Source organism: Kothea flammea, assembly GCF_052161645.1.
In the GTDB taxonomy this organism is placed as follows: Bacteria; Planctomycetota; Planctomycetia; order Pirellulales; family Pirellulaceae; genus Laterigemmans.
In genome coordinates this window covers 6,434,364-6,448,185 of sequence record NZ_CP197414.1, presented here as the reverse complement: position 1 = coordinate 6,448,185, position 13,822 = coordinate 6,434,364, and the positions used below count along the sequence as shown (strand labels likewise).

General features: G+C 52.8%; 12 protein-coding genes and 1 pseudogene. 12 read left to right on the top strand and 1 reads right to left on the bottom strand.

Features of this window, described 5'->3' with window-relative positions; translation table 11 throughout:
* Positions 1–215 precede the first annotated feature (215 nt).
* The 10 genes and pseudogenes from SH139x_RS24005 to SH139x_RS23960 all read left to right on the top strand — a co-directional run bounded on the left by SH139x_RS24005 (position 216) and on the right by SH139x_RS23960 (position 10,708).
* The gene (locus SH139x_RS24005) at positions 216–413 is read left to right on the top strand and encodes a hypothetical protein (RefSeq protein ID WP_488352289.1); all 198 of its coding nucleotides are present in this window, start codon (positions 216–218) and stop codon (positions 411–413) included.
* Positions 410–712, top strand: a complete 303-nt coding sequence (locus tag SH139x_RS24000) for a type II toxin-antitoxin system RelE/ParE family toxin (protein WP_488352288.1) — start codon at positions 410–412, stop codon at positions 710–712. Before SH139x_RS24005 ends, SH139x_RS24000 begins: the two co-directional genes overlap by 4 nt.
* A gap of 544 nt (positions 713–1,256) precedes the next feature.
* Positions 1,257–1,706, top strand: coding sequence for a GCN5 family acetyltransferase (locus SH139x_RS23995; RefSeq protein WP_488352287.1), 450 nt, complete (start codon positions 1,257–1,259; stop codon positions 1,704–1,706).
* A 623-nt stretch (positions 1,707–2,329) separates the two neighbouring features.
* Positions 2,330–3,241: a tyrosine-type recombinase/integrase gene (locus SH139x_RS23990; protein WP_488352286.1), complete on the top strand. Its 912-nt coding sequence runs from the start codon at positions 2,330–2,332 to the stop codon at positions 3,239–3,241.
* 54 nt (positions 3,242–3,295) lie between these two features.
* Positions 3,296–4,324 (top strand): annotated as a pseudogene (locus tag SH139x_RS23985) (transposase).
* Positions 4,325–4,464: 140 nt separating this feature from the next.
* Positions 4,465–5,337: a CPBP family intramembrane glutamic endopeptidase gene (locus tag SH139x_RS23980; RefSeq protein WP_488352285.1), complete on the top strand. Its 873-nt coding sequence runs from the start codon at positions 4,465–4,467 to the stop codon at positions 5,335–5,337.
* A complete protein-coding gene (locus tag SH139x_RS23975) occupies positions 5,334–5,576 on the top strand; it encodes a hypothetical protein (protein WP_488352284.1) in 243 nt (80 codons plus the stop codon). Before SH139x_RS23980 ends, SH139x_RS23975 begins: the two co-directional genes overlap by 4 nt.
* Before the next feature lie 591 nt (positions 5,577–6,167).
* Positions 6,168–7,499: a group II intron reverse transcriptase/maturase gene (gene ltrA / locus SH139x_RS23970; RefSeq protein WP_488352283.1), complete on the top strand. Its 1,332-nt coding sequence runs from the start codon at positions 6,168–6,170 to the stop codon at positions 7,497–7,499.
* 685 nt (positions 7,500–8,184) lie between these two features.
* The gene (locus SH139x_RS23965; protein WP_488352282.1) at positions 8,185–9,537 is read left to right on the top strand and encodes a serine/threonine protein kinase; all 1,353 of its coding nucleotides are present in this window, start codon (positions 8,185–8,187) and stop codon (positions 9,535–9,537) included.
* 544 nt (positions 9,538–10,081) lie between these two features.
* Complete coding sequence (locus SH139x_RS23960) at positions 10,082–10,708, top strand: SGNH/GDSL hydrolase family protein (protein ID WP_488352281.1); 627 nt, start codon at positions 10,082–10,084, stop codon at positions 10,706–10,708.
* Positions 10,709–11,034: 326 nt separating this feature from the next.
* Here the strand turns inward: SH139x_RS23960 and SH139x_RS23955 are convergent, their stop codons facing one another.
* Positions 11,035–11,463 carry a hypothetical protein gene (locus tag SH139x_RS23955; RefSeq protein ID WP_488352280.1) on the bottom strand — a complete coding sequence of 143 codons (429 nt, stop codon included), beginning with the start codon at positions 11,461–11,463 and terminating at the stop codon, positions 11,035–11,037.
* A gap of 565 nt (positions 11,464–12,028) precedes the next feature.
* Here SH139x_RS23955 and SH139x_RS23950 point away from each other — a divergent pair.
* Both SH139x_RS23950 and SH139x_RS23945 read left to right on the top strand, forming a co-directional pair.
* Positions 12,029–12,796 carry a VOC family protein gene (locus SH139x_RS23950; RefSeq protein WP_488352279.1) on the top strand — a complete coding sequence of 256 codons (768 nt, stop codon included), beginning with the start codon at positions 12,029–12,031 and terminating at the stop codon, positions 12,794–12,796.
* Between the two features lie 345 nt (positions 12,797–13,141).
* Positions 13,142–13,642 carry a hypothetical protein gene (locus SH139x_RS23945; RefSeq protein WP_488352278.1) on the top strand — a complete coding sequence of 167 codons (501 nt, stop codon included), beginning with the start codon at positions 13,142–13,144 and terminating at the stop codon, positions 13,640–13,642.
* Positions 13,643–13,822: the final 180 nt, after the last annotated feature.

Below are 13,822 nucleotides of genomic sequence, written 5' to 3'. Positions count from 1 at the left end.
GTACGATCAGGCCAGGCTGCAGCTCGCGGGAGTTCCGTGCCGAGAAAAGCATCCGTAACAATACGATGCAACCCAGCCCGAAAAACTTTGGTTCCTTGCGATCCAGCTCATCCTCGGGCGGGCTGATCGTTACCGTTATCCGGTTTTCCAGAAAATCATCCGCTCTTGCTTCAGAGCGTCTCTTTGGTGATAATTGAGACACGGGAGCAAACAAAATGAGTAGTACACCAGATGCAAGCATTCGAGACAAAGTGACGGAAACCATAAAGACGTTGCCCGACGATGCGTCGTGGGACGATGTCATGTATCGAATCTACGTCCGACAAAAGATCGAGAACGGACTTAAGGACGTGACAGATGGCAATACCGTCACGGTTTCGGATGTCAGGAAACGTTTCGGCCTGCCAGAATGATGCGTGTCGAGTGGACTCGTAGTGCGATCCAGGATCTCGCTGGAATCCACGCTCACATAGCTCAAGACTCTCCACGTTACGCAATTTCTGTGGTTGATCGGTTGACCAACAGAACCAAGCAGATTTCTGCATTTCCTTTCTCTGGAGAAATGGTACCCGAGTACAACGTAGAAAGAATCCGTGAAGTAATCGAATATTCTTATCGCTTGATCTACTTGGTGGAGAACGAATTGATATACGTCCTCGCGGTGATACATGGCGCGCTACCGCTGCCTGATTCTCCCCCGCTCAATACCTGATAACCAAGCGATGGACCGGAGTCGCCGAGCCGGCCGTTTTTACAATTGAAAATCGCTCGCGGCGACCACGGTCATCGCTGACGTTCCCGGGTCAAGCTCTTCGAGCCTAAACTTGGTCTCTCTACAATCGTCCATTGAAAGCCCATGCTCGATGATTGGTGCGCGCGAACAAGCCTCGAGTACTGATCGATGCGCTTGCCTCGCAACTTGCTATCGGTTGAACCAGTGCCAACTGCGTCCTTTCCGGACGAACCTGATGCTGCCGAAGTTGCTCGCGAGATACCTCCAATTAAATTTTCCACTGCCGTACCAGGCGAAGATGCTCGCAATAAAGTCAATCGGGCTCCCGGAACTCAAAAATGATTGCAAGCGGGTTTGGACTACGGTACCGTAATGGAATGAATTGGCGGGCCTAGATGCGCTCCGGATCGTGGCGCGAGCCGGGAACCATGCGATCCACCCCAGCCCTCGCCATACTCCGATTTTTCAAATCTACCTCAACCGCTCGGGCGAGGTGATCGCAACCGTTATCCGCTAAAGAGCCATGAGTGAACCTGAGTATCCCAACGCCATTGACCCGGACAAAGTTGGTGACTATGAGGCGATTGCTCAAGCTGGCGGTGGTTACACTTGGGACGCGGTGCTTGAGTACCGTGTCTGGATGCATCCTGAACGTGGCGCACCGGATGAATTTGACGGCAATGATTACTACATGCCATTTGCAACATACGAAGAAGCCCGCGAATACTACGAGTCAAATGCTGGCTGTGAAGAACCTTTAGCACTCGTATTACAGCGTGAGTACATCAGCGAGCCCGAGGCGGGAGTTTTCGAGCATGTCACGACAGAACGTGTCACAGAGTGGCCACCCGAATTTTTGTCGCGGCCTCGAAGAACGGAAACGACAATTCCGAACTTTTTCGCGCCAGATGCGCCGCCGAATCGCCTTGATATAATACGCGGACTCGCGCCGCCCAAGGCCCCGGATGGGTAAGCGGATAACCAAGCGTTGGACGCGGAGCCGCCGATTGCGTCGTCACTGAAGTCAGCGTTGATTGGCGGCGGCCCGGTCAACGTCAACGTTGAACTTAATCGAATTGCTCGCGCGTGGTGACAGCACTGGGGCGGTGAGTTGACGGGGTTCGGCAAGGCGATGGGGCACTCGCTGCCCTGGCCAATGCCGGCACGCTTCCTGCGTGGGACGATGCTGGCATCCATGCCAGCCGGGCAATCAAACAGTCCCCCGGTCTCTCTTCAACTCCCCCGCGGCTCTCTTTATCTCCCTCATTCATACCCTTGAACTCAGCGCCACCTTCAGGACTCGGCGCGGGCGGGGGCATTCAAAATTTTGCGAGCGGCTGCGCCGGCTGTTTTCCTTTTTTTCTTTTTTCGCTGGCGCGAGACAAGCAACTCCCAGCTTGGCGCCAGCAGAATCGGTATCAGCGACACCACCAACGCACGCTAACGAATCTAACGATTCTCTCGGCAACCTATTCTGACCGCTTGACGAATAAAACGATTAAAGAGGTTGCGCTTTTTCTGACGGCAATTGCAATGGGCTTCTCAAGCAATCGACACACTTCGTGTCACTGCAGCACGCCTCAAATTGGGAATACCATGATGACTCCCCACGAAAAAAGACCCTGCCCGCTCACGATTCGGCTCGCTCAGGATATGAAAATCCGCAACTTGGCACCTCGGACCATCGATGCCTACACCTACCACGCGGGAAAGTTCGCCGACTTTATTCAAAAGCCGCTGGACCGCGTGACCCCGGAAGACGTTCGAGCCTTCCAGCTCCACCTAATCGAAGAAAGGAAACTTGCTTACAGCAGCTTCAATCAGGCCGTTTGCGCGTTACGGTTCCTCTACACACATACCATCCGAGTCAATTGGCCGGTCACCATGGTGCCGTTTGGAAAGAGACCCAAAACGCTACCTGTGGTCCTCGGCCGACATGAAGTCGACGAGCTACTACGATGCACGACGTGCCACAAACACAAAGTCTTCCTAACGACTCTCTACGCAACCGGGATGAGATTCTCAGAAGCGGCAAACCTAAGAGTCCACGACATCGACTCCCAGAGAATGCAGATTCGGATCACTCACGGCAAGGGAGCCAAGGACCGAATCGTTCCCCTCTCGCCGCGATTACTGAGCGAGTTGCGGGATTACTGGAAACGCTACAAACCCAAGTCGCTACTCTTTCCGGGCAACTCGGCAGACAAGACATACGCCGACACGTCGATCCAAAAAGCGATCAAGAAAGCAGCCCTCTTGGCAAAGATTCACAAGAACGTCACACCTCACACCCTGAGACACTCCTACGCGACCGGACTACTCGAAGCCGGAGTCGACTTGTTGACGATCAGCCGGCTCCTGGGACATGCGAGCTTTGCGACGACGATGGTCTACCTCCATTGTCGCAGGGAACACATGCTATCTACCCCGAGTCCACTGGATTGGCTACCGGTCGAACAACTGCCCACCTATCGGCCACCAGCCAATCTCTTATTCACCGCTGCTTAGAAAGGTCTTAATAGAACGATTAGCCGCGAACAACAATATGAACCCGCAGCGATCATGGTCTTGCATTCATGGAATCAAAAGCTCGAAGCTCATTGGCACGTACACGCGCTCGTTCCCGGTTCAGGACCTGGCGTTCGTAAAAATCAATGGAAGACCAGTACCTTGCCGCCTGATAGCGGCCTGAGTGATGATCATTATTAAGTCGACGCAATTAACCTTCGAGTGGCCTTTCGCAAAGCGGCGATCTCCCACTTGCAGAGATTAAGAACGCGTCGCAAATTAAAGTTGGACGTCGAGCTAACGTTCGGGGATCTGCGCACCGACGAAGGCTGGGACAAATTGATTGAGCATCTTAGCGCACGCGACTGGGTCAGCTTTATTCAACCGCCCCCGGCCAGTTCCAGCGGTCCCAACGATTTGGTTCGTTATCTGACACGTTACCTTACGGGCGGGCCAATCAGCGACTCGCGAATCGTAACGGCGGACGAACAGCAGGTGACCTTCTTGGCACGTGAAGGGAAAGTTCAAGGGGGCGAAGCGGTTCAAGTTCCCGTGACACTCAGCACAATCGAGTTCGTGCGGCGTTGGTGTTTACACATCCAACCGAACCAATTAACCAAGACACGCTACATGGGAGGCTGGACTAACAAACGACGAACGATCTACCAAGCAAAGTGCAGCACCCAGCTACGTGCTGCGGCGGGACTTTCGGGGCAGCCCACGCCAGCGTCGCCAGCCGAATCACTGACAGATGAAGAAGAATCTAACACGGACACTGACACAAAACTCAACTGCCCAGCGTGTGGCGAAGTGGCACTGCGGCTAGTCGCTAGCAGGTCCCGTCCATCGTGGCGGGAAGCGCTGAGTCAACGTAGCACGCATCTTCCAGGTTGGTACCGAAAATCGTTGGAAATAGACGACGAAAAGTTCTGGGACGGTAAGTTTGGGCCTGGATTTAACGCCTGGTACCTGGAAAACATCTTCGAACGTGCATATCACCCGACAGCCACGCCCACCACTCGGCCGGCAATTCAACCGATGCTTCCAGGACTAGAACTGCACAACTACTACGCGTTAGAATGAGTTTTTACGACAAAGTTCAACGCACGATCTATCCGCAAGTCAGGCAAAGAGCCCAACAAAAGTTGGGCTTTTTTAAAGCCTGACCAGCGGATAGATCGCAATTCGTTGATCGCAATTCGTTCGTCGAATCAACCTATTCCGTGATAGGATCGAAGCCGTTGCAATGGAATAACCTTGACTCGTTTACCAAAGTCAGCCTGGTCTTGTTGGGTTTTACCTTCCTGGTTCACTGCGTTCTCTCCGTGTTCATTAATCAGGTTTTCTTTCCACACAAATTGGGAAAGATGATCGACGTTGCGACGGAAGGGCTAATAAACGATGGTATGCAAGCAAACCTTTTATTGATGGTCATCATCCTGCCCCTGTTGATCTTAGCCGGACGACAAACATGCCGTGAGTTTTGGCTGGATCGACGCAGCTGGCAGATCGCAGTAGTTTGGCTATTGGGATTAACTTTACTTTATCAACTTTGCGTCATTGGCGTCGGACGCGGCGAGGACCTTTGCTTCTCGACAGCTTGGGTTGGTCGCGGCGCCTCGGAATCAACTGGTAGATTACTCGCCCAGCTGATTGGAAACGCATTGTACGAGGAACTCTTGTTCCGAGCGTTCTTTCTGACTCAGTTCTATTTGCATCTCAGGACCCGCAAGTTGTCAATTGCCGCGAGCCTTACGCTCGCTATCATTGCTTCACAAGCTTTGTTTGCAATCATGCACGTTCCCAATCGAATTTACAAAGGAGCCTACGAATCGCTGGCTGTGGTCGCCTTCGATCAGATTGCGCTTTTCCTATTCGGGGTGTACTACGCGATCGTCATGCTGGCGTTTCGCAATCTGGCCGTGCCAATAGTTCTCCACACATTTTGGAATGCCCCCCCAATATTGTTGAGTAGCAACGCTGCCGACTGGACAGACGACGCGTCGGTGAATGCCTTTCGCCTCGCAACGCTACTGGTAGTTTTTGGCAGCATTGTCTATGCCAAGGCACGGCGTACCGAACCCGGTAGACCATGAAAAGTCAGAATGGCATGGGAATTGAACCACGGTTCGACGGCGAGCAATGGGAGCCCCACGACGTGCATCTAAATAATGCTTTATGCATTCTGGCCGATCCTTGTTTAGGATTGCGATCGAATCGTTGTACGTTTGTTTCCCCAACTGCGGAATATGGACTCAGGTGCATCGAAATCGAACGATTCGCAAAAAAACCAGCGACGAACAATGCGATGGACGTGCGGACTGGCAAGGTCTGATTGACAAGCGGGGGTAGAGCCCGCCTGGGTAAGTGCTAGCCACACGCCCAGTATCGAGTTTTGCAGCCGAAGTATAAGGGACCTAAGAAGCTATCTGTTTGTGTTCAAACAGAACCCTCCCCGAAAGCATCGGTTGAAGCGTAAACAGAAAGGTAGTGAGGATGAACGGATCGCAGGTAGCCCTGTGACTGTGAACGGGATTAGCTCCGAAATTTTGTAACTGTTGGATTCTGCCCAAGGCTTGTGCATGCCCTAAGGCAATACTTTACACCGCGATTATGGCGAGCTGTGTGAAGAGACCCGGAGTCGGCGCCCCATTCGCGCTACACATGATGTCAATCAGGCAACCAGTGACACCCTGAGGTTCTTAATCGAACCCAAACATCCCAGTTTGAACGGTTGAGTATGTCTAAGAAGTGGAATAAGCGACGAAGACAAACGACTCTCAGGGGATCGGACAGCCGAATAGTACCGCAGCCAGCCGAAGGCCAATCGGAAGGCGAAAAGCCGGGTAATGCCGGTGTAGGGAAGGCGGCTGGGATATCACGCGATCCAGACCGGGCACCGCCCGTACTCAGTGACGGAACCTCGGTGCTAACTCGGCTGGATCGCACCTCTCAACGAGCGAAAGCGGAGCCGGAAGAAGTTTTCAATAACCTCTTCTCGATGCTCAATCATGAGCTATTGTGGCTCGCTTTTCGCCGACTTAAACGAGGTAAGACTCCAGGAGTCGACAACGTCACGGTAGAAGACTATGAACAAGACCTTGAAGCAAACCTTCATGACTTGCTCAGACGCCTCCATCGTGGCAGCTATCGGCCGCAGCCTAGCTTGCGAAAGAATATCCCCAAGGGGGATGGGAAAACGCGAGCACTGGGTATCGCATGTGTCGAGGACAAACTTGTCCAACGCGCAATGGTAATGATTCTGGAACAAATCTACGAGGTCGACTTTTATGACTTTTCGTACGGTTATCGTCCCCGGAAATCTTGTCACCAAGCCTTAGCGACTCTTGGTGGGATCATTAGCTTGCGGAAGGTGAACTGGATTAGTGATGCCGACATTAAAGGATTCTTTGATAATGTCGGTCACGAGCAAATGATTGAGCTACTTCGCAAGCGAATTAGCGACCCTCAGATGCTTCGACTGATCGAGCGATACCTGAAAGCGGGCGTCATGATCGATGGTCAATTGCAGGCGACCGAAGAAGGCGTCCCCCAAGGCGCCAGTCTATCCCCGCTACTGGCCAACGTGTATTTACACTACGTGTTGGACGACTGGTTCGAGCGGGAAGTTAAGCCGAGGCTCAACGGCGAGGCGTATTTAATGCGCTTCGCAGACGATTTCATCGGCTGCTTTCAGTTGGAATCGGATGCGAGGAGATACCAAGCGGTGTTACCGAAGCGATTGGGCCGATATTCGTTGACAGTCGCCGAGGAGAAGACGAAGTTGCTACGATTCGGACGCTTTGCCCGTCGCGACTGCCAGCGGCAGGGCGAAGGCGCTCCGGGCACTTTCGATTTCCTTGGATTTACTCATTACTGCGGCCAGAGTCGAGCAGGTAAGTTCAAACTGAAAAGGAAAACGTCCAGCAAGAAGTTGCGCATCAAGTTGAGAGAGATGCGACTTTGGTTACACCATCAGCTGTCGACACCGATCGGCGAGATGTGGCCTGTCCTAAACATGAAACTTCGTGGTCACTACCAGTATTACGGAATCAATGATAATTGGCCGATGCTGGAAGTGTTCCGCAAGAAGGTTCGTCGGATGGCCAAGCGACACTTGAGTCGCCGGAGTCAGAACAGCTATGTGAACTGGGGACATTTCACTCGCTTTACGGAGCTTCATCCGCTGGCGAGTCCCAAACGTTTAACTGACTTGATCGCGATGGACCGCGAGTTGAAGAGTAGCGGAGGCAGGTGAAATCTGGGAGCCGGATGCGTTAACGGCGCACGTCCGGATCTACGAGGGGCCGGAGATCAATGCGGCTATGCGACTGAGTTCCGGGCACCATCCAAGTACCGGATGGCAAACAGGGGAACGGTAGCTTATAACCAAAGAGAACCCGGCCTACTCACCCGAAGTCGCGGATCGTCCCTTTTGACATAAAAACCACAATGCCGCGACTCGGTCATCGCTAGCGTTCCCGGCGTCAAGCTCTTCGGGCCTGAACTTGGTCTCTCTGCAATCGTCCATTGAAAGCCCATGCTCGATGATTGGTGCGCGCGAACAAGTCTGAAGTACTGATCGATGCGCTTGCCTCGCAACTTGCTATCGGTTGAACCAGTGCCAACTGCGTGCTTTCCGGACGAACCTGATGCTGCCAAAGTTGCTCGCGAGATACCTCGAATTAAATTTCCCACTGCTGTCCCAGGCGAAGATGCTCGCAATAGAGTCAATCGGGCTCCCGGAACTCAAAAATGATTGCAAGCGGGTTTGGACTACGGTACCGTAATGGAATGAATTGGCGGGCCCGGATGCGCTCCGGATCGTGGCGCGTGCCGGGAACCATGCGATCCACCCCAGCCCTCGCCATACTCCGATTTTTCAAATCTACCTCTACCGCTCGGGCGAGGTGATCGCAATCGTTACCCCCTTGGAGAATCAGATGAAAATCGGCGATGTTGTTGACAGCCGCTTTGAGATTACAAAGTCTTGCAGCACATCGGGTGGAATGGGAAACGTCGTGTTTGTTACGGATCGGAACAACACGACATCGACTCAATTGGTTCTCAAGTACTGCAAGTCTTTTGACCCAAAATTGATTCGACGCTTCAAGCGAGAAGTTGCGCTACTCAACGATTTTCGTGGAAACTCCAAGGTCGTCCAAATCATCGCGCACAATACGGAGCACAATCCACCATATTACGTGATGCCCTACTACGCAGACGGCGACCTTTCCCGACGTCAGGCCGCTTTAAAGTCAGATCCTGCACTTCAGGAACAAACTCTCTGCGATGCCATTGATTGCATCGCAGAACTCCATACTCGGGGCGTATTTCACCGCGATATTAAACCCCAAAACTTTTTGCAGAACGGAAACGATATCGTAGTGTCGGACATGGGGCTTAGCGTCGAGGTCGATTCGACCGCGACAACTATTACATCAACAGCTGAAGCTTGGGGAACATTCGGGTATGCTCCGCCTGAATTTCGGAGCGATGGATTCCGAAACCCTGATGCGCCAGGTGACATATTTATGTTGGGAAAAACGTTTTATCAACTGCTTTCGGGGCGCGATCCTGTGTACATGACACCAACGGGCATCGCGCCAGGCCTTTTCCACGTTCTTAAACGTGCATGCGATCCCACCAAAGAAGCTCGATACCAAACGCTTGCCGACTTCAAGCAAGCAATTGTCTCAGCCTTCGATATTGTGCTTAACCGTGTGCAGGGTGCAAACAACTGTCGCAGCAAACTCGCCACGATTGAATCGAGACTTTCAAGCGAGCGATCGTATGATGTCGACGAGATAAACGATTTTGTTAATTCGCTGTTTGCACTCGATGACGACGAGCAAGATCAAATCTGCCAACAACTCAACGCAGATTTCTTTCGCGTTGTGGCGCAGTCGCCCTTTGACACGCTCCGCTCATCCTTTTTAGATGTTTACGGCAAGATGGTACGCAAAGGCAACTACGGATGGGCGTTTGCCGAGCACATTGCAGACTGTATTGAACAGTTTTTCAATAGCCCAAGCGTACCCAATGATCAGAAGGCCGGAGCACTGCGTTTGGCAATTCATGCCGCTTATACTGAGAACCGATTTAACGCAATGGGCACGTGTAACTCGCTCGTCACCGAAATTGTAGACAACGACTTGGCTGAACACGTTCGTCCAATACTCCTTGATTTTCCAGATTCATTCCTGACGAGTATCGAGCCCGTAAACTGCAAGAACGACATCATAAGCAAGACGATCAATGGGATGGCTGTAGCTTCCGAGGAAAAGCGGGGGTAACCAAGCGTTGGACGCGGAGCCGCCGATCGCGTCTTTCTTGAGGTCAATGTTGATTGGCGGCGGCCCGGTCAACGCTGTCGTTCCCGGCGTCAAGCTCTTCGGGCCTGAACTTGGTCTGTCTACAATCGTCCATTGAAAGCCCATGCTCGATGATTGGTGCGCGCGAACAAGCCTCGAGTACTGATCGACGCGCTTGCCTCGCAAATTGCTATCGGTTGAACCAGTGCCAACTGCGTCCTCTCCGGACGAACCTGATGCTGCCGAAGTTGCTCGCGAGATACCTCCAATTAAATTTTCCACTGCCGTACCAGGCGAAGATGCTCGCAATAAAGTCAATCGGGCTCCCGGAACTCAAAAATGATTGCAAGCGGGTTTGGACTACGGTACCGTAATGGAATGAATTGGCGGGCCTAGATGCGCTCCGGATCGTGGCGCGTGCCGGAAACCATGCGATCCACCCCAGCCCTCGCCATACTCCGATTTTTCAAATCTACCTCAACCGCTCGGGCGAGGTGATCGCCGTCGTTACCCGAATGAGGTTTGATTGACACGACACATTGTACTTCTCGGCGATTCCATATTTGACAACGGGCTCTACGTGCCGGGAGGCCCATCCGTCATCGAGCATGTTCGCCGGGTACTACCCAATGGTGACCGTGCAACGATGATTGCGTTGGACGGCGCCACTGTTTCGTCTGTGTTCCGCCAAATCGAACGAATTCCGAATGATGCAACGCACTTGGTCCTGAGCGCTGGCGGAAACGATGCACTCTGGATGGCGGGCAACATTTTCTCGCAGGAGACAACAGACGTCCGATCGTCGCTACAACGAATCGCTGAGTTGCTTGCCGAATTCACCTCCGAATACAGGCGATTGATCCGTGACCTACGTGAATTACGCCGTCCGCTCGCGACATGTACAGTTTACGACTCCGTGCCGGGGCTCGATTCATCGGAGATCGCTGGGCTTTGTGTCTTCAACGACACAATAACACGCATCGCATTCGAGTTTGGAACGACGCTGATTGATTTACGGACCATCTGTCACGAACCGTCGGATTACTCATCAGTTTCCCCGATTGAACCGTCCGCTAGTGGCGGCGGTAAGATCGCACGTGCTATCATGAATGCGTTGTCCGATGGCTACGATTTCCGGCGCGTCGTCGGGTAACCATGCCGTGAACCGAAGACATCTGAGGCAACGCGTCAATAGGTGGTGGGCGGATTGATGACATTTTCTCTCCTCGTTTTTTGACTGAGTTTCCACCGATTTCCTACTCTTCAAGGAAACTCAACAAGGGCGAGCCGGTTGCCCTTAGCCGGTTCATGTAGTGTTCGTCTTTGTACGGGGTTCTTGTTTGCCAGCAGCTAAACAGAATACGTTGCCACTTGTACGCTAGCGCACGCGTTGCCACCTGCGATGACTTCCCTTTTGAAAGCTGCATCGCATAGTAGGCCCGCGCCCACTTACAGCGTTTGATCGATAGTCCGGCGAACTCATGAAACGTTTGCTTCCTGAACTTGCTGCAAGCCCAGCGACTGGAGACGAAACGCTGCTGGCCGCTCTGCGTTGTCAATGGCGTGATCCCAGATCGCCGCCTGTAACAATTCCGCACTCTCGTAACATGAACGGTCATCACCCAAAGCGGCAATCAGCCGTGCCTGAGTAGCATGGGAACCCGCTGGCAAAGACCCGAAGATCTCAAAGTCTTGATGTTGCACAACCAATTCCTTGATCGACTTATCGTACTTGTCGATCTGATGGTTGTTGGTCTGAAGTAACTCGCACAGAGCCACTGCCCTACGAGACTCCACTCCCAACGTTGTCTCATCATCAGTAAGCGGCGTCGCTGCCATTAACTGTTCGACGCGAGCCTCGATTTTCTCGGCCTTTCCGAGACCATAGAAGACCTTCCGCAAACGCACCTTGCCAGCTCGCTTTGCGGTAGTTGGCTAGCGCAGCGGGATTGATGGGATAGATGACCACATCCTGGTAATTGACAAGTGCGTTAATCAGCGGCCATTTGCTAGTCTCGATGGCGATGGCAAAGGTGCAGTCGGGAAAGCGTTTCCGCCAGCACTCGATAAGCAGCTGAATGTCCTCTGGATCTTTCTTGAAGCCACCCGTGACAGGCTTTTTGCCATCGACTTGCAAATGGAAAACGTGCTCCTGATTGGCCCTGTGCGGCAGCGGCGATAGATTCGTCAGCGGTCCGTCGGTCAGTACTTAACAAGTTACTTCGGGGAGGTTGGAAAATCCGCCCGCACGCGTTAAGCTATTCTGCTTGTTCTTCGCTTTGAGCTGCGCTGGGGCTCCCACTACGAACAAGCAAGCTTTACGGTGTGCGAGTTTGACCATAAGCGGCCGATGACGCGGGTTTTGAAATCATAGTTTTCCGGCGGCGGCCCCGTTACCGCCGCCGTTATGCCGTGGAGACGAGGCTTGCCAACAGTTGAGACCATCTGAATCAATTAGCACCGAAGGCCAACCATGCGAAACCCATTTATCCACGGCGTCGGTGGTGTCATCAGCGCTGATATTGCCGTTCCCGATCATGAGCGTGAGGTTGCTTTCTACTCGTCGATCCTTAGCACGGGTAACGCGCCACTTTGGCGTGACGATCTGATGAACAACCTGGGGACACCTATCATTGGCCTTGGGGCTCGCACGCCCGAATACGACTCGTTGCCGTTGCAGTGGATGCCCCACTTTCAGGTTGCTGATGTTGCCGCCAGCGCGATGTGTGCACTTGACATGGGTGGCAAAGAACTCATGCACGGAAAGTCCGACGACGGCCAAAGCCAATGGGCGGTTCTGGTTGCCCCCGATGGATCTGCATTCGGAATTATTCCAGTTGTACCGCACCAGTCCCCCACTGCTCATCGGAATACCCGCGCGGGCTGTATTTCGTGGCTGTCGTTAGCGGTTCCAGACGCTTCGGCGAGTCGAGACTTCTATCAACAGGTGATTGGATGGAAGGCCAAGTCGATCGAAACACAGAACAACGACGAGCTTGCCGTCAAGTTTGAAATGCAGGTTGACAACGAAACTATAGCAGCGGAGATCTTCCAATTCCGTGGTGAGCAGACTGAAATTCCGTCTGTGTGGCTGATACATTTGCCGGTTGGCGATTTTGAGGAGAGTGTTCGTCGCGTCAAACAGGGCGGTGGCGCGGTCGTCAAGCAATTCGCCGAGCCAAAATACGCCATTGTTCGCGATCCGGTCGGTGTTCATTTGGCCCTGCATCCGGGCGAGTGACAGACAATGGCATAACAAAGCGTTGGACGCGGAGCGGCCGGTCGCGTCGTTCCTGAAGCCGATGTTGATTGTCGGCGGCCCGCTCAACGCCAACTTTCGCCGACTGAAATTCGCGGAATTCTCCTAATAACACTTCGATTCAAGCGTCTTATCTGTAGCTGGCCACATCTCACATCGCCTCTTTGGAGAAGTCCAATGCTACACTCGCTATTACTTGCATTCGACCTTCCGTCGTTTTGCCTATCCGCAAGCGCGGACCGGAACCAGGCTTACGTGGCTTCACAAATGGGCAATCAACTTTCCCGGCCCGGTGACGGGTACCGTTCGCCAATAGGAGATTCAAAGATGCGTTGGATTTTGGCTGTCTTTTTCCTTCTCGCCGCAACTTGCCTAGCCCCCCAGCGGGACCTGTTTGCACAAAGTCCGATATGGGACGTTGACAGGTGGGATACTGCAAAGCTAGCGTCTGTAGGCATTACATTTGACACATATGATCACGCGATGCAATCCGAAAGCCCTTCGCGAGAATGGGTCATCATTAAATTCGATTGTTCGCAAATTCCCTTTGACAAACCAGTTCTACTTACGACTGACTTGGTCACCGACATCGATGTCGTCGGATCAGTACGGACAGAACGAACGAATGCTAAAGAACAAAGTTTAGCCCTTCGACTCACTTTAAATGAGATTCTGCTCGCAAATTCCTCAATTGAAATTATCATCTGGAGCCCCACGCCAGGCGGCGGAAATGAAGCTCAAGGGTACCGGCTATCATATAACCGAATTTTGCAACTTGTACGAGAAAAGCAATCTTCGACGCAAAACAATGCGATCAAACCAAAGTGATGCTGGCGAACAAAGCGATGCACGCAAGTCGCCCGTCGGCCGCGATTTTGAATTTTAGTTTTCTTGCGACGACTGCGTGATCGCCGTCGTTCTGCCTAACGACGTCGACCGCGAGCATTTAATTGGACAATCCCTATTCGTCACCGAGAAACTCGTCCTGCGAAACGAACCGGCGAGAAA

Bases quoted from the DNA above. Each gene is read 5' to 3' on its own strand.
- SH139x_RS24005 (WP_488352289.1), top strand. From the start codon at position 216: ATGAGTAGTACACCAGATGCAAGCATTCGAGACAAAGTGACGGAAACC.
- SH139x_RS24000 (WP_488352288.1), top strand. From the start codon at position 410: ATGATGCGTGTCGAGTGGACTCGTAGTGCGATCCAGGATCTCGCTGGA.
- SH139x_RS23995 (WP_488352287.1), top strand. From the start codon at position 1,257: ATGAGTGAACCTGAGTATCCCAACGCCATTGACCCGGACAAAGTTGGT.
- SH139x_RS23990 (WP_488352286.1), top strand. From the start codon at position 2,330: ATGATGACTCCCCACGAAAAAAGACCCTGCCCGCTCACGATTCGGCTC.
- SH139x_RS23975 (WP_488352284.1), top strand. From the start codon at position 5,334: ATGAAAAGTCAGAATGGCATGGGAATTGAACCACGGTTCGACGGCGAG.
- SH139x_RS23965 (WP_488352282.1), top strand. From the start codon at position 8,185: ATGAAAATCGGCGATGTTGTTGACAGCCGCTTTGAGATTACAAAGTCT.
- SH139x_RS23950 (WP_488352279.1), top strand. From the start codon at position 12,029: ATGCGAAACCCATTTATCCACGGCGTCGGTGGTGTCATCAGCGCTGAT.
- SH139x_RS23945 (WP_488352278.1), top strand. From the start codon at position 13,142: ATGCGTTGGATTTTGGCTGTCTTTTTCCTTCTCGCCGCAACTTGCCTA.